Source organism: Sphingomonas sp. SKA58 (assembly GCF_000153545.1).
GTDB lineage: Bacteria > Pseudomonadota > Alphaproteobacteria > Sphingomonadales > Sphingomonadaceae > Sphingobium > Sphingobium soli.
On sequence record NZ_CH959307.1, the window covers coordinates 644214 to 663189 of the forward strand.

Annotated in this window: 18 protein-coding genes and 1 tRNA gene; 12 read left to right on the forward strand and 7 right to left on the reverse strand. The window is 64.4% G+C overall.

What is annotated here, in order from left to right; all coding sequences use genetic code 11:
* Positions 1-87: 87 nt before the first annotated feature.
* From SKA58_RS12520 to SKA58_RS12530, 3 genes are all read right to left on the reverse strand, one after another.
* The gene (locus tag SKA58_RS12520; protein WP_009822812.1) at positions 88-831 is read right to left on the reverse strand and encodes a Crp/Fnr family transcriptional regulator; all 744 of its coding nucleotides are present in this window, start codon (positions 829-831) and stop codon (positions 88-90) included.
* A gap of 65 nt (positions 832-896) precedes the next feature.
* The gene (locus tag SKA58_RS12525; protein ID WP_009822813.1) at positions 897-2123 is read right to left on the reverse strand and encodes an NAD(P)/FAD-dependent oxidoreductase; all 1227 of its coding nucleotides are present in this window, start codon (positions 2121-2123) and stop codon (positions 897-899) included.
* Positions 2124-2219: 96 nt separating this feature from the next.
* Positions 2220-2296: transfer RNA gene (locus SKA58_RS12530), tRNA-Met, on the reverse strand.
* A gap of 273 nt (positions 2297-2569) precedes the next feature.
* Between SKA58_RS12530 and SKA58_RS12535 the strand changes: the two genes are divergently transcribed.
* The 4 genes from SKA58_RS12535 to SKA58_RS12550 all read left to right on the forward strand — a co-directional run bounded on the left by SKA58_RS12535 (position 2570) and on the right by SKA58_RS12550 (position 6652).
* Complete coding sequence (locus tag SKA58_RS12535; protein ID WP_009822814.1) at positions 2570-3979, forward strand: circularly permuted type 2 ATP-grasp protein; 1410 nt, start codon at positions 2570-2572, stop codon at positions 3977-3979.
* 34 nt (positions 3980-4013) lie between these two features.
* Complete coding sequence (locus SKA58_RS12540; RefSeq protein WP_009822815.1) at positions 4014-4946, forward strand: alpha-E domain-containing protein; 933 nt, start codon at positions 4014-4016, stop codon at positions 4944-4946.
* A 19-nt stretch (positions 4947-4965) separates the two neighbouring features.
* A complete protein-coding gene (locus SKA58_RS12545; RefSeq protein WP_009822816.1) occupies positions 4966-5838 on the forward strand; it encodes a transglutaminase family protein in 873 nt (290 codons plus the stop codon).
* 76 nt (positions 5839-5914) lie between these two features.
* Positions 5915-6652 (forward strand): peptidase, encoded by a 738-nt coding sequence (locus SKA58_RS12550; protein WP_009822817.1) that lies wholly within the window; start codon positions 5915-5917, stop codon positions 6650-6652.
* Between the two features lie 290 nt (positions 6653-6942).
* Here the strand turns inward: SKA58_RS12550 and fixJ are convergent, their stop codons facing one another.
* The 3 genes from fixJ to SKA58_RS12565 are packed head-to-tail and all read right to left on the reverse strand — an operon-like array spanning position 6943 to position 9589.
* Complete coding sequence (gene fixJ / locus SKA58_RS12555) at positions 6943-7572, reverse strand: response regulator FixJ (RefSeq protein ID WP_009822818.1); 630 nt, start codon at positions 7570-7572, stop codon at positions 6943-6945.
* Entirely contained in the window at positions 7569-8720 is a 1152-nt protein-coding gene (locus tag SKA58_RS12560) for a sensor histidine kinase (RefSeq protein WP_009822819.1), read from the reverse strand. Before SKA58_RS12560 ends, fixJ begins: the two co-directional genes overlap by 4 nt.
* A 20-nt stretch (positions 8721-8740) precedes the next feature.
* Positions 8741-9589, reverse strand: a complete 849-nt coding sequence (locus tag SKA58_RS12565; RefSeq protein ID WP_009822820.1) for a universal stress protein — start codon at positions 9587-9589, stop codon at positions 8741-8743.
* Between the two features lie 74 nt (positions 9590-9663).
* Here SKA58_RS12565 and SKA58_RS12570 point away from each other — a divergent pair, with 74 nt between their 5' ends.
* Positions 9664-10035, forward strand: a complete 372-nt coding sequence (locus SKA58_RS12570; protein ID WP_009822821.1) for a hypothetical protein — start codon at positions 9664-9666, stop codon at positions 10033-10035.
* 20 nt (positions 10036-10055) lie between these two features.
* Positions 10056-10553 (forward strand): GNAT family N-acetyltransferase, encoded by a 498-nt coding sequence (locus tag SKA58_RS12575; RefSeq protein ID WP_009822822.1) that lies wholly within the window; start codon positions 10056-10058, stop codon positions 10551-10553.
* A gap of 71 nt (positions 10554-10624) precedes the next feature.
* On the opposite strand, the gene SKA58_RS12580 is transcribed toward SKA58_RS12575, so the two are convergent.
* A complete protein-coding gene (locus SKA58_RS12580) occupies positions 10625-11290 on the reverse strand; it encodes an OmpW/AlkL family protein (protein ID WP_009822823.1) in 666 nt (221 codons plus the stop codon).
* Between the two features lie 140 nt (positions 11291-11430).
* Here SKA58_RS12580 and SKA58_RS12585 point away from each other — a divergent pair, with 140 nt between their 5' ends.
* The 6 genes from SKA58_RS12585 (at position 11431) to SKA58_RS12605 (ending at position 18973) form a co-directional block, all read left to right on the forward strand.
* Complete coding sequence (locus tag SKA58_RS12585; RefSeq protein WP_009822824.1) at positions 11431-12735, forward strand: radical SAM protein; 1305 nt, start codon at positions 11431-11433, stop codon at positions 12733-12735.
* On the forward strand, positions 12725-12970 hold the full coding sequence (locus SKA58_RS19875) for a hypothetical protein (RefSeq protein WP_232209420.1): 246 nt from the start codon (positions 12725-12727) through the stop codon (positions 12968-12970). The genes SKA58_RS12585 and SKA58_RS19875 overlap by 11 nt, the downstream gene beginning before the upstream one ends.
* Positions 12971-13044: 74 nt before the next feature.
* Positions 13045-13674 (forward strand): TetR/AcrR family transcriptional regulator, encoded by a 630-nt coding sequence (locus tag SKA58_RS12590; RefSeq protein ID WP_009822825.1) that lies wholly within the window; start codon positions 13045-13047, stop codon positions 13672-13674.
* Between the two features lie 374 nt (positions 13675-14048).
* Positions 14049-14441: a hypothetical protein gene (locus tag SKA58_RS12595; RefSeq protein ID WP_009822826.1), complete on the forward strand. Its 393-nt coding sequence runs from the start codon at positions 14049-14051 to the stop codon at positions 14439-14441.
* Positions 14438-15700 carry an efflux RND transporter periplasmic adaptor subunit gene (locus SKA58_RS12600; protein WP_009822827.1) on the forward strand — a complete coding sequence of 421 codons (1263 nt, stop codon included), beginning with the start codon at positions 14438-14440 and terminating at the stop codon, positions 15698-15700. The genes SKA58_RS12595 and SKA58_RS12600 overlap by 4 nt, the downstream gene beginning before the upstream one ends.
* 87 nt (positions 15701-15787) lie before the next feature.
* Positions 15788-18973, forward strand: coding sequence for an efflux RND transporter permease subunit (locus SKA58_RS12605; RefSeq protein ID WP_009822828.1), 3186 nt, complete (start codon positions 15788-15790; stop codon positions 18971-18973).
* The last annotated feature ends 3 nt before the right edge of the window (positions 18974-18976 follow it).

Here is an 18976-nt window from a genome sequence, read left to right on the forward strand (position 1 = left end):
TGCCGTGCGAGGGGGCTGCTCCACGCGCCCGTTCGAATGTCGTGCGATGGCGGCTGCGTCAAAACAGGCTTGTCGATGACGGGCGGCTCAGGAAATTTCGGCGAGGCGCTCCAATGCGGCCTCATCCACCAGCCGTACGCCCCTGCGCCCGACTAGGTCGATCAGCCGCTCCCGCTTCATGTCCGTCATCTGACGCGACACGGTCTCGATCGTCAGTCCCAGCACATCGGCAATCTGCTGGCGCGACAAGGGCAGCGTGATCACGCCATCGCGATCACCGCGCAATCGCCGCCCGATGTCGATCAGGAATGTCGCGACCTTTTCCCGCGCGCTCTTTCGGCCTAGCAACAGCATCCAGGCGCGGGTGCGGTCGAGCTCGTCAAGCGTGCGTTGCAACAAGCGATGCTGCAAAGCCCCATGACCTGTCGCAAAGCCATCGAAGCTGCCGCGCGGAAAAAGACACAGCCGCGCGTCCGTTAGCGCCGTGACGCTGTGCGGCGTGCGCGCGCCGAAAGGCCGGCCGATGAAATCCGATGGATAGACCACGCCGACAATCTGTTCGCGCCCGCCTCCGGTCGATGTGGACAGCTTGAGCGTGCCTTCGATGACATTGGCGACGATGCTGCTGTCGTCGCCTTCCCACATCACCGTTTGCCCGGCCTTCACCGACACGCGCCGCCCGATCCGGCTCAAGGCCGCACGATCCGCGTCGCACAGGTCGGCGCAGATCGCCGCGTCGCGCACCAGGCAGATGGTGCAGGCGTCAATCGGACGGGGCCGAAGGGCGGCGGGCACGGCGCCATTTTGCGCCAGGTCAAATCGCATATCCATGGCTGCTGCATGACGCAGCGGCTGGTCGCGCCCTATCCGTAATCGTCCCTATGCAGGCGGCGCCGTCAGGCCAGCCCCACTTCCTTCAGCGGAATGGCCGGGTCGGCCAGTTGCTGCGTATCCAATGCCGCCCCGGACAGGACATGGGCGCGGCCCTGGACATAATCCTTGACCGCATTGACGCAATCGAGCGCGATCACCTTGCCGCCCTTCAGATACACCACGGAAAAACTTCGGCTGTCAGGATCGCCGCGCACCACCACCTCGTCGAAACCGGTGGAAAGGCCCACGGTCTGGAGCTTCAGATCATATTGGTTCGACCAGAACCAGGGCACGGCATTATAGGGCTCGCCTTTTCCGACGATGTGCGCGACGGCAGTCTTGGCCTGGTCATTGGCGTTCTGCACCGATTCCAGCCGCATCGTCGCGCCGCCCGCAAAACGGTTGGCATGCGCGGCGCAGTCGCCGATCGCATAAACGTCAGGCAGCGATGTGCGGCAATATTCATCGACATCGACGCCATTGCCGCCAACCGCGCCCGCCGCGATCAGCGGGCCGGTTTCCGGCACGATGCCGATGCCAACGATCACCATGTCGGTCTCGATCCGTTCGCCATCGGCCATCAGCACGGCCGTGGCCTTGCCGTCGGCCACCTCGATGCAATCCATCTGCGCGCCGGTGCGCAGGTCGACGCCATGGGCGCGGTGTTCCGCCTCGTAAAAGCGCGACAGCGGCTCGCCCGCAACGCGCGCCAGCACCCGGTCCAGCGCTTCGAGCAACACGACCGTCTTGCCGAACTTGGTAAGCACAGCCGCCGCTTCCAGCCCGATATAACCGCCCCCGATGATGGTCACATGCCGGACGCTGTCCATCTTGGCCATCATCGCGTCGACATCGGCGCGGCGGCGCACGGCGTGGACGTTATCGGCATCCGCGCCATTGCAGGTCAGCATGCGCGGGCTGCCGCCCGTGCACCAGATCAGCTTGTCATAGCCGATCTCCCGATCGCCCACGGTCACAAACTTGCCCGCAGGATCGACGCTTTTCACCCGCTTGCCCAGCAGCATGTCAATCTTGCGCTCTTCCCAGAAGGCGGCGGGGCGGATCAGGATGCGCTCGAACGGCTTGTCGCCAGCGAAATATTCCTTGGACAGCGGCGGACGCTCATAAGGCGGGTCCTTTTCGTCGCCGATCATGCCGATCGACCCTTCAAACCCCAATTGCCGCAGCGAAATCGCCGCCTGGGCGCCGGCATGGCCCGCACCCACGATCAGAACGTCATAAAGGCTCATATGCCCGCAATCCTCTTCACCTTGCCGCCTTTTGCGGGGGTGATTGGCGCGCTTTGACAGCCGAAGCAAGGCCGATATGCGAATGAATGGGGAAAATGGTAGCGGAGGAGGGACTTGAACCCCCGACACGCGGATTATGATTCCGCTGCTCTAACCAGCTGAGCTACTCCGCCCCATGGGCATCGCGCGGCACATGGCCGACGGTGAGGCGGCGCTATACGCAGCGGCGCTCGGGCGGTCAACGGGGCGCGCGAAAAATTTGGCGGGCGCATGATGCGCGCCTCAAAATCCCGCGTTAAAACGAACAGAAACGACTTTTCCGCCATTTAGAGTCAACAGCCTGGCAACCTTTTTGCCACTCGCCACTTTTGCCTTGCATTCACCACGGCGCGGCGCACTAATATTGCAATGCACAACCGGCCGCCGGCCGAGGGAGGATCGTCCAATTGCCCTTCCATGAAATGTTCGAGCCCGACGGGTCAATCCGCCCCTGTTATGACGAAGTGCAAAAATGGGTGGACCGCACCGGCATTGCCGGGCTCAACCGACGCATGGACGAGGCGGAGGCGATTTTCCGGCGCATCGGCATCACTTTCGCCGTCTATGGCGAAGGCGGCGATCCCGAACGGCTCATTCCCTTCGACCTGTTGCCGCGCATCTTCACCGCCAATGAATGGCGTATATTGGACCGGGGCATCCGCCAGCGCGCCCGCGCCCTGAACGCCTTCCTGCACGATGTCTATCATCGCGGCGAAATCGTGAAGGCGGGCATCATGCCCGCCGACATCATCTACAAGAACAGCGCCTATCTGGCGGAAATGGCCGACTTCACCCCGCCGGGCAAGGTCTACAGCCATATCGTGGGCATCGACATCGTGCGCACCGGGCCAGGCAGTTTCGAAGTGCTGGAGGATAATTGCCGCACCCCTTCGGGCGTGTCCTACATGCTCGAAAATCGCGAGATCATGACGCGCATGTTCCCCGAACTGTTCGCGCAGGGCGTGGTCGCGCCCGTCGATGATTATCCCGCCGAACTGCTCAAGAGCCTGAAGGAAGTCGCGCCGCCCGCGTGCAAGGGCGACCCTGTTGTCGTCGTGCTGACGCCGGGATCGCTCAACAGCGCTTATTATGAGCACAGCTTCCTGGCTGACCTGATGGGCGTCGAACTGGTCGAGCCGGCCGACCTGTTCGTCGACGATGATCGCGTCTGGATGAAGACGACGCTGGGGCCAAAGGCGGTCGATGTCATCTACCGGCGGATCGACGACGAATATATCGACCCCCTGGTCTTCCGCCCCGACAGCCTGCTGGGCGTGCCCGGCATCTTCAACGTCTATCGCAACGGCGGCGTGACATTGGCGTCGGCGCCGGGGTCCGGCATCGCCGATGACAAGGCGGTCTATATTTATGTGCCGGAAATGATCCGCTTCTACCTGGGTGAAAAGCCGATCCTGGACAATATCCAGACCTGGCAGTGCGGCAAGCCGGACGAACGCGCCTATGTGCTGGAAAATCTGCACGATCTGGTCGCCAAGGAAGTCCATGGGTCGGGCGGATACGGCATGTTGATCGGCCCCAAGGCGAGCCATGCCGAAGTCGAAGCCTATGCGGAGCGCATCAAGGCCAATCCGGGCGAATTCATCGCCCAGCCCACGCTCGACCTGTCGACCGTGCCGACGCTGGGGCCGGCGTCGGTCGTGGGCCGCCACGCCGACTTTCGGCCCTATTGCCTGGTCGGCAAGCAAATCCGACTCGTGCCCGGCGGCCTTACGCGCGTTGCCCTGACCGAAGGATCGCTGGTGGTCAATTCCAGCCAGGGCGGCGGGGTCAAGGATACCTGGGTGCTGCAGGAATGATGATGAGACCCGTCCCGACCCATGAGGCCCGCCCATGCTGAGCCGGACCGCCGAAAATCTTTACTGGATGGCGCGCTACATGGAACGCGCAGAGGCGACCGCGCGGCTCCTGACGATGGGGCAACGCATGGCGATCCTGCCGGGCGCGCATCATCGCGACGAATGGCGATCGGTCGTGCGCGCGACGGGGGCGGAATATCGCTTTCCCGAAGGATCGACCGTCACCGAAAGCGACGCCGTCGCCTATCTGATGCTGGACCTCGACAATGCCAGCTCGATCCGCTCCTGCCTGTTGAAGGCGCGCGCCAATGCCAAGTCCGCGCGCACCATGTTGACGCAGGACATGTGGGAAGCGCTCAATGAGGGCTGGCGCAAGCTCGACAGCTATGACGTGGCCGAAGCGCGCCAACAGCTCCCCAGCCTGATCGACTGGGTCAAAACCCGCGTCATGACCTTTCGCGGCGCTGCCCATTCGGGCCAGTTGCGCAACGAAGGTCATGATTTCCTGCGCTGCGGATCGGCGCTGGAGCGCGCGCAGATGACGCTGCGCCTGCTCGACGTCAAATATTATGTCCTGCTTCCCGAAACCGAGGTGATCGGCGGCAATCGCGACCATTATCAATGGACGTCGGTGCTCTATGCGCTGTCGGGCGCGCGCGCCTACCATCATGTCTATGGCGGCACCTACACCCCTTGGCAGATCACCGACTTCCTGATGCTCAACCGCCTGTTTCCGCGCAGCGTCGCCTATTGCTACGACCAGCTGGCCTACCGGCTCAACCGCCTGGCCGGCTGGCACGACGCCAAGGGGCCGTGCCACGACACGGTCAAGGATATGGTGGCCGGCCTTGAAAGCCAGGACAGCGGCGAAATCTTCCGACAGGGTCTGCACGAAACCGTGCAACATGGCCTGATGGTGACGAACAGGCTGGGCGCGGAGATCGCCCAGACCTATCACTTCGGCTGATGGCCTGGATGACCCGATAATGAAGCTGATCGTCCGCCATCAGACCATCTACAGCTATGCCGCCGCCACGGGCCGCGTCGCGATGCGCCTGAAACTGACGCCGGTTGATACGCCTGCGCAGCGCGTGCTGGACTGGCAGGTATTGGTCAATGACGACAGGCTCACCGGCTTCCGCACCAACAGCTATGGCGAAATGGAGGCGATCTGGGTTTGCCACAGCCCGCTGACCCATGCAGCGATCGTGGCCGAAGGACTGGTCGAAACGCAGGATCGGCATGGTGTGATGGGCCATCTCAATGGCCGGGTCGATCCCCGCTATTTCCTGCGCGAAACGCGGCTGACACGCCCTTCAGAAGCGATTGCCGCGATGGCGCGCACCCTGCCGACCGGTGGCGGTCCGCTCGCCATGCTGCACGCCCTGTCGGCGGCCGTCGTGGACGCGGTCCAGTATCGCGCCGGCGTCACCACGTCGGACACCAGCGCAGCCGATGCGTTCGCGCTTGGCGCTGGCGTGTGCCAGGACCACGCGCAAATCTTCATTGCCGCCGCGCGCACGCTTGGCGTACCAGCCCGCTATGTCTCGGGCTATCTACTTTCAGGCGATGGCGACACGCTGCACGAAACCCATGGCTGGGCGGAGGCCTGGCTGCCGGACCTGGGCTGGATCGGCTTCGATCCATCCAACCGCGTCTGCGTCACCGAACGCTATCTGCGGATCGCCAGCGGCCTGGACGCCGATGACGCCGCTCCGATCCGGGGCTCCGTCACTGTCGCGGGGGACATCTGCATCGACGCCGATGTCCGCATCGCGCAGGCCGAAGAGGGGATGGAGCAGCGCCAATTGCAACGCCAGCAGCAACAAAGCACGCCCCCGATTCCAGGCGCAGGTTGAAAACTCGGTCCGCACGTCGGATGGAGGGTCCGACGATTCGTCGATCGGATCAATTGCATCGGGAGGCCGGGGGGCCATGACTTATTGTGTGGCCGTACGCGTCGACCAGGGGCTGGTGATGCTGTCCGACACCCGCACCAATGCGGGCATGGACAATATCGCGCGCTTTCGGAAGAGCTTTACCTATCATGTGCCCGGCGAACGGGCGATCACCCTGCTGTGTTCGGGCAATCTGTCGATCACCCAGGGGGTCAAGTCCCTGCTGAGCAAGGCGATCAAGGAATCCGCCTTCGACCCGGATGTCGAAACCATCCTCAATTGCGACACCATGTACCGGGTGGCGCAGATCATCGGCGCGGCGATGCAGGCGATGCAGCAACGCTATCGTGAAAATATCGAAATGGGCGGATCGGGCGCCAGCGCATCGATCATGGTCGCCGGGCAGCGCCGGGGCGGAAAGCCGCGCCTTTACCTCGTCTATTCCGCCGGCAATTTCATCGAGGCGACCGAGGACACCCCCTTCTTCCAGATTGGCGAGCATAAATATGGCAAGCCGATCCTCGACCGGATCATCGCCCGCGAAACCAGCCTGGAGGACGCGACCAAGGCGGTGCTGGTGTCGATGGATTCGACGCTGCGCTCCAACCTGTCGGTCGGCATGCCGCTCGATCTGGTCGTGATCCCGACCGACATGTTCGATTTTCGCGTCCGCACCCGCATAGAAGCGGATAACGAGGAATTTGCCCGTATCTCGCAAAGCTGGAGCGCCGCCCTGCGCAAGGGGTTTGAGGATTTGCCCAACGTGCTGGGCTGACGCGAAAAAGCGCCCCCTGCCCGCTGCGGGCCATGTGCTTCCAATGTTGGATAATCTCTGATCTATCCTGGTGGATGACCGCCCCCATCCGCCATGTCGCCGACCCTGACAGCGCATCGCGCACGGCCCCGCGGCCGCTGCGTGGCGGCGGTTGGCGCGGCGGGCTAGTGTCGCTTCGTGGTCGTTTCGTGGTCGCTTCGCAGGCGCGAAGGGGTCGCTTCGAGCCCAAAAAGCGCAAAGCGTGTGAACTTCGCTCCTGTCACGCCGGCGTCAAAGGCATGCGGCCCGACTCAGCCGGGTGGAGCGTCAGCACCCTGGCCGGCGTGAAAGGCGATTCGCAACGCTTCGGCCAGGCTGCGGACCTCCAGTTTCTGCATCAGGTTGGCGCGATGGATTTCGACCGTCCGAGGGCTGATGCCCAGGTCATAGGCGATGGTCTTGTTGGGCAACCCATCGACCAGCCCGTTCAGCACATCGCGCTCGCGATCGGTAAGGACGTTGAGCCGCGCCTGCGCCTCCATGGCCCGCGCCGACAGACCACGCTCGGCGACCGACTGGCGCTGGGCCGCCGCAATGCACGCCAGCAGCGCCGCCTTCTCGAACGGCTTTTCGATAAAGTCGCTCGCCCCTGCCTTCATCGCCTGCACGGCCATGTCGACATCGCCATGGCCGGTCATGATGATGACCGGCAGCATCACGCCCCGCCCGCGCAACGCGCGCTGCACCTCCAGACCGTCCATGTCGGGCATGCGCACGTCCAGCAGCACGCAGCCCGGCGCCAAATGCCCAGCCTCCTTCAGGAACGGCAGCCCGCCCTCGAACAGCTGCACGGCAAAGCCGCTTGTCTTGAGCAGGAAGGACAGCGACCGACGGATCGCCTCGTCATCGTCGACGACATAGATGGGGTAGGCTTGGCTCATATCTCGTCAGCGCGGTCCAGGGTGAAATGAAAAGCCGTACCGCCCCATTGCGACGGCGTCGCCCAGATGCGGCCGCCATGACCTTCGATGATGGTCTGGCTGATCGACAGGCCAACGCCCATGCCGCCCGGCTTGCTGGTAGTGAAGGGGGTGAAGAGCGTGCGCGACATGGCGGGGTCGAGCCCCGGGCCGGAATCGGCCACCACGACTTCGACCTTGCCGTCCGCATCGGGCGCGGCCGTCAACCGCAGGATGCGCACGGGCAATCCGTGCATCGCCTCCACCGCATTCTTGACCAGATTGATGATCACCTGCTGCAACTGCACGCGGTTGACCAGCACCTTGTCGATACGCGCGTCCACCTGCACATCCATATCGATCCCCCCGCTCTGCATGCCGATAAGCGCCAGCGCCGCCCCCTCGGCCAACAGCGTGCGCAGCGTTTCGGGGCCGCGCACCGTCTCGCCCCGCTTGATGAACTCGCGCAGCGACCGGATGATCTCGCCCGCGCGCAATGCCTGCCCCGCGCTTTCGCGCATCGCCTCGCCCAGCAATTCCCGGTCGATGTCGCCCGGCGTCGCCAGCAGGTCGCGCCCCGCCTCCATATAGTTAGCGATGGCGGCAAGCGGCTGGTTTAACTCATGGGCCAGCGCCGATGCCAGCGTCCCCATGGCGGTGACTCGCCCGGCATGGGCCAGTTCGGCCTGCAAATCGGCGACCCGCCGCTCCGCCTGCTGCCGCTCGGTGAGGTCGCGGATGAAGCCGGTGAATAGCCGCCGGCCGCGATCCTGCACCTCGCCCACCGACAATTCTATCGGGAAGACCGATCCGTCGCGCCGCCGCGCGCTGGTCAGCCGGCCAATGCCGATGATCCGTTTCTCGCCGGTCCGCATATAATGGTCGATATAGCCATCATGCCGCTCGCGATCGGGCGAAGGCATCAGCATCGCGATATTTTCGCCCAGAACGTCGCTTTCGGCATATTGGAACATGGCCTGCGCAGCGGCGCTGAACGACACGATGTGACCCTGCCTGTCTATGACGATCAGCGCATCGGGCACGGTGCTCAGGATCGACGACAGCAGCGCCTGTTCAAGGCTATGCGCCTGCCGGTCCAGTCCGTCTGTCTCGTCATCCGCCACAGCCATCGCGGAACCATGCAATCCTTTCAGTGCGCCAGCAAGAGCGGGATGCGCGTATCGCGCAGCAGGGCGCGCGTCACGCCGCCAAAGATCATTTCGCGCATTCGGCCATGGCCATAGACGCCCATGACCATCCAATCGGCGCCAAGGCGCACGGCGGCTTCCGCCAAAATCGTTTCGATCGCCGCGCCCTCGCGCGGCAGGGCATGCAATTCCACCGCAACCCCATAGCGGGCCAGATATTCGGCGGCCTCAGTCGATGGAAACCGGTCCTTGTCCGCTTCCTCGACCGTGACGATATGCACGGCCTGCGCGCGCTTCAGCAGCGGGGTCGCGCGTGTGAGGGCCGCGGCCGCCGGGGCCGATCCATCCCATGCGACGATCGCGCAGCCCGTCGGATCGACATGGCGCGCGGTGGCCGGCATGGCCAGCACCGGGGTCCGTCCGCCCAGCACCACGTCCGCTACCAGGTTGAGCGGATCGTCCACATCCTGCCGCATATGTTGCGCCAGCGACAGGATCACCAGATCGGTCAGGCGACTGGCGAACAGCAACCCCGGCACTGGGTCGCTGGACCAGTATCTCCAGTCCCAGGACACATCCTCCCGGGCCAGCCGCGCTTCCAGCCGCAGCCGCACCGACGCATCATGCGCTTCCAGTTCCTCCATCACCGACGGTGCCAGCGCCGCGCCGCCAAAGGCATCGGCCATCATCATCGCGGGCATGGCCGCCAACTGGACGCAGCGAATATGCGCGCCGGTCGCGCGGGCAATATCACAGGCCGCCTGCAACCGCGCTTCGGCCCCTCTGTCGTCATGCACATGCAGCAGGATCGTCTTCATGATCGGCTCCTCCAGATCATTGAGGCTCGCCACGATGGCTATCGGACGCCCGTCCGGCCCGCCATCCGGGATAGTCCCTATTTCGGCGCTGCGTCGGATCGCGGAAAATGGTGGCCATGACCTGGTCGACCATCCGCCTGGAATTGGCGCGCACGCCCACCTTCCCCAAGGGATCAGCAGCGCGAAGCTATGTGCTTCGCCTGCCGCTCGATCCGGCCGGGATGATCGACGAACAGGAATATCGCACCCGGCCGGAACTGGCGACGGTGCGCCGCTTCTGGCCCAACGAACCCGACCAGCACGGCTATCTGCTGCGCACCGGTGATGGCTGGGCGCTGTCCTATGCGCCGGGCGACGCGGACGACGAGCGCATCTACCGGCTGGACGCCCACAGCATCGCGCCAGGCAGCTATCTGACCCTGACCGAACCCGACGGCACGCGCCTGCCCTTTCTCGTGCGCGGGCTCGCCGCCGCCTGATCCTCAAAAGGAGCATGCCCATGAATGACCTTGTCACCCGCACCGGCTTCCGTTTTTCGACCCGCCCCGCGACACCGGCCGATGCGGAGGCGGTGGCGGCCTTCTTCGACATCGTATCGGATGAAGGCCGTCGCTTCCGCTTCCTGTCGTCGGTGCGACATCTGACCGTGGCGCAGGCGCAGGACATAGCGGCCTTCGACCATGGGCGACACGAAACCATCCTCGCCCTCCTGCCGGGCACAGACGAGATCATCGCCGCAGCCACGCTTGCTGCCGATCAGGCAATCGAAATCGCCGAAGTCGCGATCTCCATCAGCCCGCACTATAAGGGGCGTGGCATTGGCTGGACGCTGCTCGACTATGCCGCCGCGCAGGCACGGCAATGGGGCGTCCGCGCAATCCAGTCGATCGAGAGCCGGGAAAATCACGCCGCCATCACGCTGGAACGGGAAAAGGGCTTCGTCGCCCGGCCAGTCGATGGGGACCCTGCACTGGTTCTGCTGGAACGCCAATTCTGACCGCTTGGGCGACGACCGATATTGGGTGGGGGCAGGAGAGGACGACGCCCTTCTCCCCTGCCCCCCGTTAATTAGAAGCGCATGCCGACGCCCACACCAAATACCAGCGGATCAAGGTCGACATGCACTTTCTGTACGCCCGCCGCCGTGGTGGACAGCCGCGCCGTCGTATCGATATCGATATATTTGACGTCGATATTGAGGAACAGCCGGTCGTTGAGGTCGATGTCCACCCCAGCCTGCGCGGCCCAGCCAAAGCTGTCGGACATATGCACCTTCGTCTGGCCGGCTGCGCTCTCCAGCGCGCCCGACGCATCCTCACTATAGAACAGCGTATAATTGACACCCGCCCCCACATAGGGCCGCACGGGGGCATCGGGCAGGAAATGATATTGCGCGGTCAGCGTCGGCGGCAAGACCCAGGTCGATGCCAGCTTGCCGATCGATCCCGTCGTGCCCGTGCGCCCGCTGGCGCTATGCTTGGTGGTAGCGGCGATCAGCTCAAATCCGATATGGTCGCTCGCCATCCAGGTGACGTCGATTTCCGGCGCGACCGCATTGTCGATGCTGACCTTTTCGCCCGGGAAGGCTGGCAGCCCGCTCCCGCTCTTCTCATTGGGCGCGACGACGATGCCGCGCAGTCGGACAAGGATGTCGCCCTGTTTCGCCTGGGCGGGCACGCTCGCAAAAACGGCGGCGCCGGCAGCAGCGAGCAACAGCGTCTTGATGGGCTGCATAATGGATCTCCTTCCCTTCGATATGACCTATTCGGAGATGCCGCTCTGGCCCGCATCGGCGGGCGCTGCATTGATCAGGCGCAACGGGAATTTTGATCGAGCGCAATGCAGCCGCGTCCTCGCCATGCGAGGCAAGCGGCATGTGGACCTATCATCCCGACCTGCTCGCCGGGCCCGTGCCCCGCTACACCAGCTATCCCACCGCCGCGCAGTTCAGCGACGCCGTGGGCGCCGACGCGATGCTGGAGCGGATTGACCAGATTGCCCAGGGCACCCCCGTCTCGCTCTATCTGCACATTCCCTATTGCCATGACATATGCTGGTATTGCGGGTGCAACACCGGCGCTGCCAATCGCAGCCATCGTCTGGCCGCCTATGTCGATGCGCTGGAACAAGAGATTGCGACGACGGCGCAGCGCCTTGGCGGTCGCGGGCATATCACGCGCATCGCCTTTGGCGGGGGCAGCCCAAACAGCCTGCCGCTGGTCGATTTCGTCCGCCTGCTTCAGCAGGTGATCCGCTGCTTCGGCGCGCGCGATGCGCAAATCTCCGTCGAACTGGACCCCCGCAGACTGGACCGGGCGTGGATCGACGCGATGGGGGTCATGGGGGTCGGCCGGGTCAATCTGGGCGTGCAAACCTTTACCCCGGCCGTGCAGGCGCGGATCGGTCGCATCCAGCCGCTGGACATGGTGGAACGCGCAGTGGAGCGCTTCGGCCGGATCGGCATCGCGGTGGGGTTTGACCTCATGTACGGATTGCCGGGCCAGTCTCTCGACGATCTGGCCGCGACACTGGAAGCGACCATGCGCATGGCGCCCGCGCGCATTGCATTGTTCGGCTATGCGCATATGCCACGCCTGCTCCCGCGTCAGCGCCGGATCGATGCCAGCGCGCTGCCGGATATGGAGGCCCGCTTCGCCATGGCGGCGCTGGGGCATGCCCAGTTCCTGGCGGCCGGCTATCTGCCGATCGGTTTCGATCATTTCGCGCTGCCCGGCGACAGCATGGCGCAAGCGGCGCGAAGGGGCGGGCTGCGGCGCAATTTCCAGGGCTTCACCGATGACGATGCCGGCGTCCTGATCGGCATGGGGGCAAGCGCGATCAGTGCCTTCCCAGACCTGCTTGTGCAAAATGAGAAGGCCGCTGGCGCCTATCGCGACAGGATGGCGACAGGACAGGCCGGCGCCTGTCGCGGCGTGATCCGGACACCGGATGATCAGGCGCGCGGCCGCGTGATCGAGTCGCTATTATGCCGGGGCGAGGCCCATGTCGGCACCCTCCCCTTGCCGGACCTTTCCCGCTTTGAGGAACTGGGTCTGCTGCATCGGCAGGGCAGCCATGTGACCTTGCATCCGACCGCGCTGCCCTATGCCCGCGCCATCGCATCGACCTTCGATGCCTATCTGGAGCCGCGTGAGCAACGGTTCAGCCATGCAGTATAGCGTTTCGGTCCTGCCAGCGCTGGCGTGCCTGTCGCTGGCGACGGCCGCCATACCCCATGCCGCCGCGCCCGCTTCCGTGCCCTTTTGCGGAACGCCCCCACCTGGCTGGGTCCCGCCCGGAGGAAAGCCTGTAAAGCCCGAACAGCAGCCAGGCCCGTGCCATCTGATGCTCTGTTCCGGTAAGAAAGAACGCGCCGGGCGGGTGCCCCCTGGCGGCGGCGATGATTCGGCCTGAAAGGAATGCCGACACCGAAAGCGACGGGTCAGAGCCATGGGCCAAGATCTAGCGGCACTGGACATTCTGGCCCCATGGCCTATATACCGATCGGTATGGAAACGGTGACACAAAGCGGGAGAGGGAGGCCACGGGAGTTCGATCCCGAACAGGCGCTGTCGGCTGCGCTGCAGGTGTTCTGGCGTCGCGGCTATGAAGGCGCTTCGCTGGCGGAATTGACCGAAACCATGGGCATCACGAAGCCCAGCCTTTATGCCTGTTTTGGCAACAAGGAGTCGCTGTTTCGCAAGGCGCTCGACCTCTACGAACGCGACAAGCTGTGCTACATGAAATCCGCGCTGGACGCGCCGACGTCGCGGGAGGTGGCCGAACGGCTGTTGCGCGGCTCCCTGGCGATCCAGACCAACAGCACCGATCCCAAGGGGTGCATGGGCGTCATCAGCGCAGTGGGCGGCACCGCTCATTCCGAATGTATTCGTGACGAAATCCTGGCGCGTCGGGCATCATCGGATCGCGCTCTGGTCGCACGCCTTGAACGCGCGCGCGACGAAGGCGACCTGCCCGACCATGTCGATCCGGCCGCGCTGGCCTGCTATCTGTCGACGGTGTTGCAGGGCATGGCTGTGCAGGCTGGCGCAGGCGTCGCGGTCGAGCGGCTGGAAGCGCTGATCGACACCACCTTGTCGATATGGCCGGGACGTTGAATTCAGCTTCTATGCCGCATCGCAAATAAAATACCTTCCGGTACAGAAAAGCCTCTTGACCAGACAGGTCCGGTTAATATATACCGCTTGGTATAGAATGAACTGGGCATCTGCCCGGGGAGGTCAATCTTGAACGTTATTCCCATCATCTTCCGTTGTCGCTGACGGCGGGGTAACGGCGCACATCGGGTCCGCCCGGTCGCATCGTTTCCATCATCACAGCCTTTCTCCCTGACGCGTAGCCGCGCGGCCAGACGGGATGGTCTGCGCAAATTTCGGGCGCAAGCCGCGGGACGCCTTTGATCGCGCTCCGGGCCTAAGGACGCGCATTCGCTTCAGACAGGATTTTCACAGGGACAGGAAGGAGCATCCTCATGGCTTTCCTTGATTTCAGCCAACCCATGGCCGGCCCCGCCCCGGTTGCATCAATCGCTCAAGGGGTTTCGACCCCCACGGACTTCACCCAGCAAGAATGGCAGATTGTTGCACTGGCGCGCACCGATGGCTTGCGATCCCTGCAAGGGCCGGGGCGCTTCGTCCGCCTGCGCCGCTGGATTTTCGGCGAAGACACGAACCTGACGCTCGCCAGCGAACGACTGGAGGCGTTGCGGCGCTTGGCCGTCGAAGCCTGGCATCGCGGCTATGCCGTATCGCTTTCCGCCCTGGCCGCCTTTCGCGCCGCGGGCTTTTCCACCGCGCAGCTTGAACTGCTGCTCGCCACCATCAGTGCGGGCCGTCATGCCCGCCCACGCCGGAGTTTCGCATGAACCAGATGAGCAAAATCTATACCGACGGCGCGCAGGACGCGGCCGCACGGAAGCCCCGTCGCCGTTGGTCGCGCCGTCAGGGCGGGATCGCCGCGATCGCCCTGGTGGTGGCACTGGGAGGCGTATGGAAGCTGGTCGATAAACCGCAAGCACAGGCGCAGGCGGCGCAGATCGCCACGGTCGGCATATCCGCGCCGCTGCAACGCGCCGTGACCCAGTGGGACGAATATGTCGGCCGCTTCGCCCCCAGCCAGACCGTCGACATTCGCCCCCGCGTGTCGGGCGCCGTCACCGCCATTCATTTTCAGGACGGCGATTATGTGCGCAAGGGCCAGCTGCTCTTCACCATCGACCAGCGTCCGTTCCGCGCCGCGCTGGCCGAAGCCCGGGCAAGCGTCGCATCCGCGCGCAGCGCGTTGCTGCTGGCGAAGAATGACTATGCCCGCGTCCAGCGTCTGACCGGCGACGAAGCGGTTTCGGCCAGCGAGGTCGATTCCCTGCGTTCGCGTTTGCAGGCGGCCCAGGCGGAACTGGCGGGCGCGCAGGCGCGCGAACGCAGCCGCGCGCTCGACGTCGAGTTCACCCAGGTTCGCGCGCCCATTTCCGGCCGCGTGTCGGATCGCCGCGTCGATATCGGCAATCTGGTGTCAGGGGCGGAGGGCAATGGCGCGACCTTGCTGACCACGGTCAACAAGCTCGACCCCATCTATTTCAACTTCGACGCCTCCGAAGCGCTCTACCTCAAGTCGCAACGGGATCAGGCGGACGGCGGCCTGGTCGAGGTGCGATTGCAGGATGAGGCCGACTATCGCCACAAGGGCAGGCTCGACTTCACCGACAATGGCCTCGATCCGCGATCCGGCACGATCCGCATTCGCGCGGTCTTCGCCAATCCCGACAATTTTCTGACGCCGGGCCTGTTCGGCAATATGCGCCTTGCCAATGGCGGCAAGGCGAGCGCCCTGCTAGTGCCGGACGCAGCGATCCAGTCAGATCAGGCGCGCAAGACCGTACTGGTCGTGGGCAAGGATGACAGCGTTGCCGCGAAGCCTGTTGAACTGGGACCTGTTGTTGACGGGCTGCGCATCATCCGCAGCGGGCTCAAACCGCAAGACCGGATCGTCATCACCAATGTTCAGGCGGCAATGCCCGGCGCCAAGGTCGCGACACGGCCCGCGACGATCCGGCCTGCGCCTGCGCCGGTGACCCCGGTTGATAGCGTGACCCCGGCCGCAGCACAGGCGACGTTCGCCCGATAAGCGCCCGCAACAGCTCGATATTCCCAAGCCCGTGATCCGGCCCAGCCGGATCGCGCGGCATCCCTTTCGCTCGCAAAGGACGATCCGATGCGCTTTTCCCGTTTCTTCATCGACCGGCCGATCTTCGCTGCCGTGATCGCGGTGGTCATCACCGTGGTCGGCGCGCTGGCCTTCATTGGCCTGCCGGTCAGCCAATATCCCGACATCGTGCCGCCCACCGTGACGGTGTCCGCCCAATATCCCGGCGCATCGGCCGAAACCGTCGCATCGACCGTCGCCGCCCCGATTGAGCAGGAAATCAACGGCGTCGATGACATGCTCTACCAGAGCAGCCAGTCGACCGGCGATGGCAAGGTGACGATCACCGTCACCTTCAAGATCGGCACCGACCTGGATGCCGCACAGGTGCTGGTGCAGAACCGCGTCGCGGTCGCCGTGCCGCGCCTGCCCGAAGAAGTGCAGCGCCTGGGCGTCGTTACCCGCAAGACCACGCCCGAATTCCTGATGGTCGTGAACCTGCAATCGCCCGACGGCACGTTCGACCGCAATTACCTGTCCAACTATGCGCTGACGCAGGTGCGCGATCGTCTGGCTCGGCTTGACGGCGTGGGCGACGTGCAACTGTTTGGATCGCGCGACTATGCGATGCGCATCTGGATCGACCCGGATCGCGCCGCCGCGCTGGACCTGACCGCCGGTGAGATCGTGTCGGCGCTCCGCGCCCAGAACGTCCAGGTGTCAGCCGGCTCGATCGGCCAGCCGCCCTATGACCGGGGCGAAGCCTTCCAGATCGGCGTCGAAATGCAGGGCCGTCTCAAGACGCCCGAGCAATTTTCCGACATCGTCATCCGCAGCGATGCCGACGGGCGTCAAGTGCGCGTGCGCGACGTTGCCCGCGTCGAGCTGGGCGCGCAGGATTATGGCATCAACACCTATCTGTCGAACAAGCCCACCGTCGTCATCGCGGTGATGCAGCGGCCCGGCTCCAACGCACTCGACGCGGCGGAAAAGGTGCAGGCGGAAATGGATCAACTGTCCCAGCGCTTCCCCAAGGGGCTGGAATATAGCGTCATCTACAATCCCACCGAATTCATCAGCCAGTCGATCGACGCGGTCTATCACACGCTGGTCGAGGCAGTGCTGCTGGTGGTGCTGGTGATCCTCGTCTTCCTGCAAAACTGGCGTGCGGCGATCATCCCGATCATCGCCATTCCGGTCTCGCTGATCGGCACCGCGACGATATTGGCGGGGCTTGGCTACAGTCTCAACAATCTGTCGCTGTTCGGGCTGGTGCTCGCGATCGGCATCGTCGTCGATGACGCCATCGTCGTGGTCGAAAATGTCGAACGCAACATCGAAAACGGTCTGTCGCCGCTGGAGGCCGCGCGCCTGTCCATGGACGAGGTATCGACCGCGTTGATCGCGATCGTGCTGGTGCTGTGCGCGGTGTTCGTGCCGACGCTGTTCATCACCGGCATTTCGGGCGCCTTCTATCAGCAGTTCGCAGTCACCATCTCGACCGCGACGGTCATTTCGCTGATCCTCTCGCTTACTTTGTCGCCGGCGGCCGCCGCGCTGCTGCTCAAGCCCAAACATGGTCCCCGCGACCGCAGCGGCGATCCGGTCTGGCGGCAGAAGCTCGGCCAGGGCGCTGACGCGTTCAATCGCGGGTTCGACCGGATGAGCGCGGGCTATGGACGCCTCACCCGCTTCCTGGTCGCACGGCCCAAGAAGATGCTGCTGACCTATGCCGGCCTGATCGCCGCCACCATCGCCCTCTTCTGGGTGACGCCCGGCGGTTTCATTCCGGCCCAGGATCAGGGCTATTTCCTGGCCGTGGTCCAGCTACCTTCGGGCGCGTCGCTGGAGCGCACGGACAAGGTGACACGCGAGGTCGCGGAGAAGATCCTGCCGATCAAGGGGCTGCGCGGCGCGGTGATGTTCGCGGGCTTCCATGGCCCGTCGCAGACGCAGGCCCCCAACAGCGCGGCGATCTATTTCCCGTTCAACAGCTTTGCCGAGCGGGAGAAGGAAGGCGTCACATACGCCGGCATCATGGAGCAGGCGAACAAGGCGGTTGCGGGCTATGACAAGGCGCGCATCCTGCTGGTGCCCCCGCCGCTCATCCAGGGCATCGGTTCCGCCGGCGGCTATCGCATGATGCTGGAGGACCGGGAGGGACGCGGCTATGCGGATCTCAACAAACAGGCGAACGACCTGATCGCCAAGGCGAACCAGTCACCCAGCCTGTCAATGGTCTATACGCTGTTCGACGTTGGGACGCCACGCGTCTATGCCGATGTCGATCGCCGCAAGGCTGACCTTCTGGGCGTGCCGCCCGAACGCATCTTCGAAGCGATGCAGGTCTATCTGGGCTCCGCCTTCGTCAACGACTTCAACCTGCTCGGCCGCACCTATCGCGTCACCGCACAGGCCGATGCGGAGCATCGCGGATCGGTGGCGGACATCGCCAATCTAAAAACGCGGTCGAACAGTGGGCAGATGGTGCCGATCGGATCGGTAGCCACGTTCGAGGACAAGACCGGCCCTTATCGCGTGGTGCGCTACAATCTGATGCCGGCGGTGGAAATCGACGGCGACACGCCGCCTGGCTATTCCTCAGGCCAGTCGCTCATGACGATGGAGAAGCTCGCGGCGGAAGCGCCGTCCGGTTATGGCGCTGAATGGACGGGCGTCGCCTTTCAGCAGAAGAGCGCGGGCAATACCGCGGGGCTCGTCTTCGGCATGGCGGTGTTCTTCGTCTTTCTGGTGCTGGCGGCGCAATATGAAAGCCTGACGCTGCCGCTGTCGATCATCCTCATCGTACCGATGTGTCTGTTCGCGGCCATGCTGGGCGTGAACCTGCGCGGGATGGATAATAATATCCTGACGCAAATCGGCCTGGTCGTGCTGATCGCGCTGGCGGCGAAGAACGCCATCCTGGTGGTCGAATTCGCCAAGCAGGCGGAGGAAGAACAGGGCCTTTCACCAATCGAGGCGGCGGTTCAGGCGGCGCAGACCCGGTTGCGGCCGATCCTGATGACCAGCTTCGCTTTCATTCTGGGGGCGGTGCCGCTGGTGATCGCGAGCGGCGCGGGCGCGGAATTGCGCCAGGCGCTGGGCACGGCGGTCTTCTTCGGCATGACCGGCGTCACGGCCTTCGGCCTGCTCTTCACCCCTACCTTCTATGTCGTGTGCCGCGCGCTGGGCGATCGCTTCGCCCAGCGCCGGCGCGGGCAGGCGGACGCGACCGCGATCCAGCCCGCCGAATGAGGA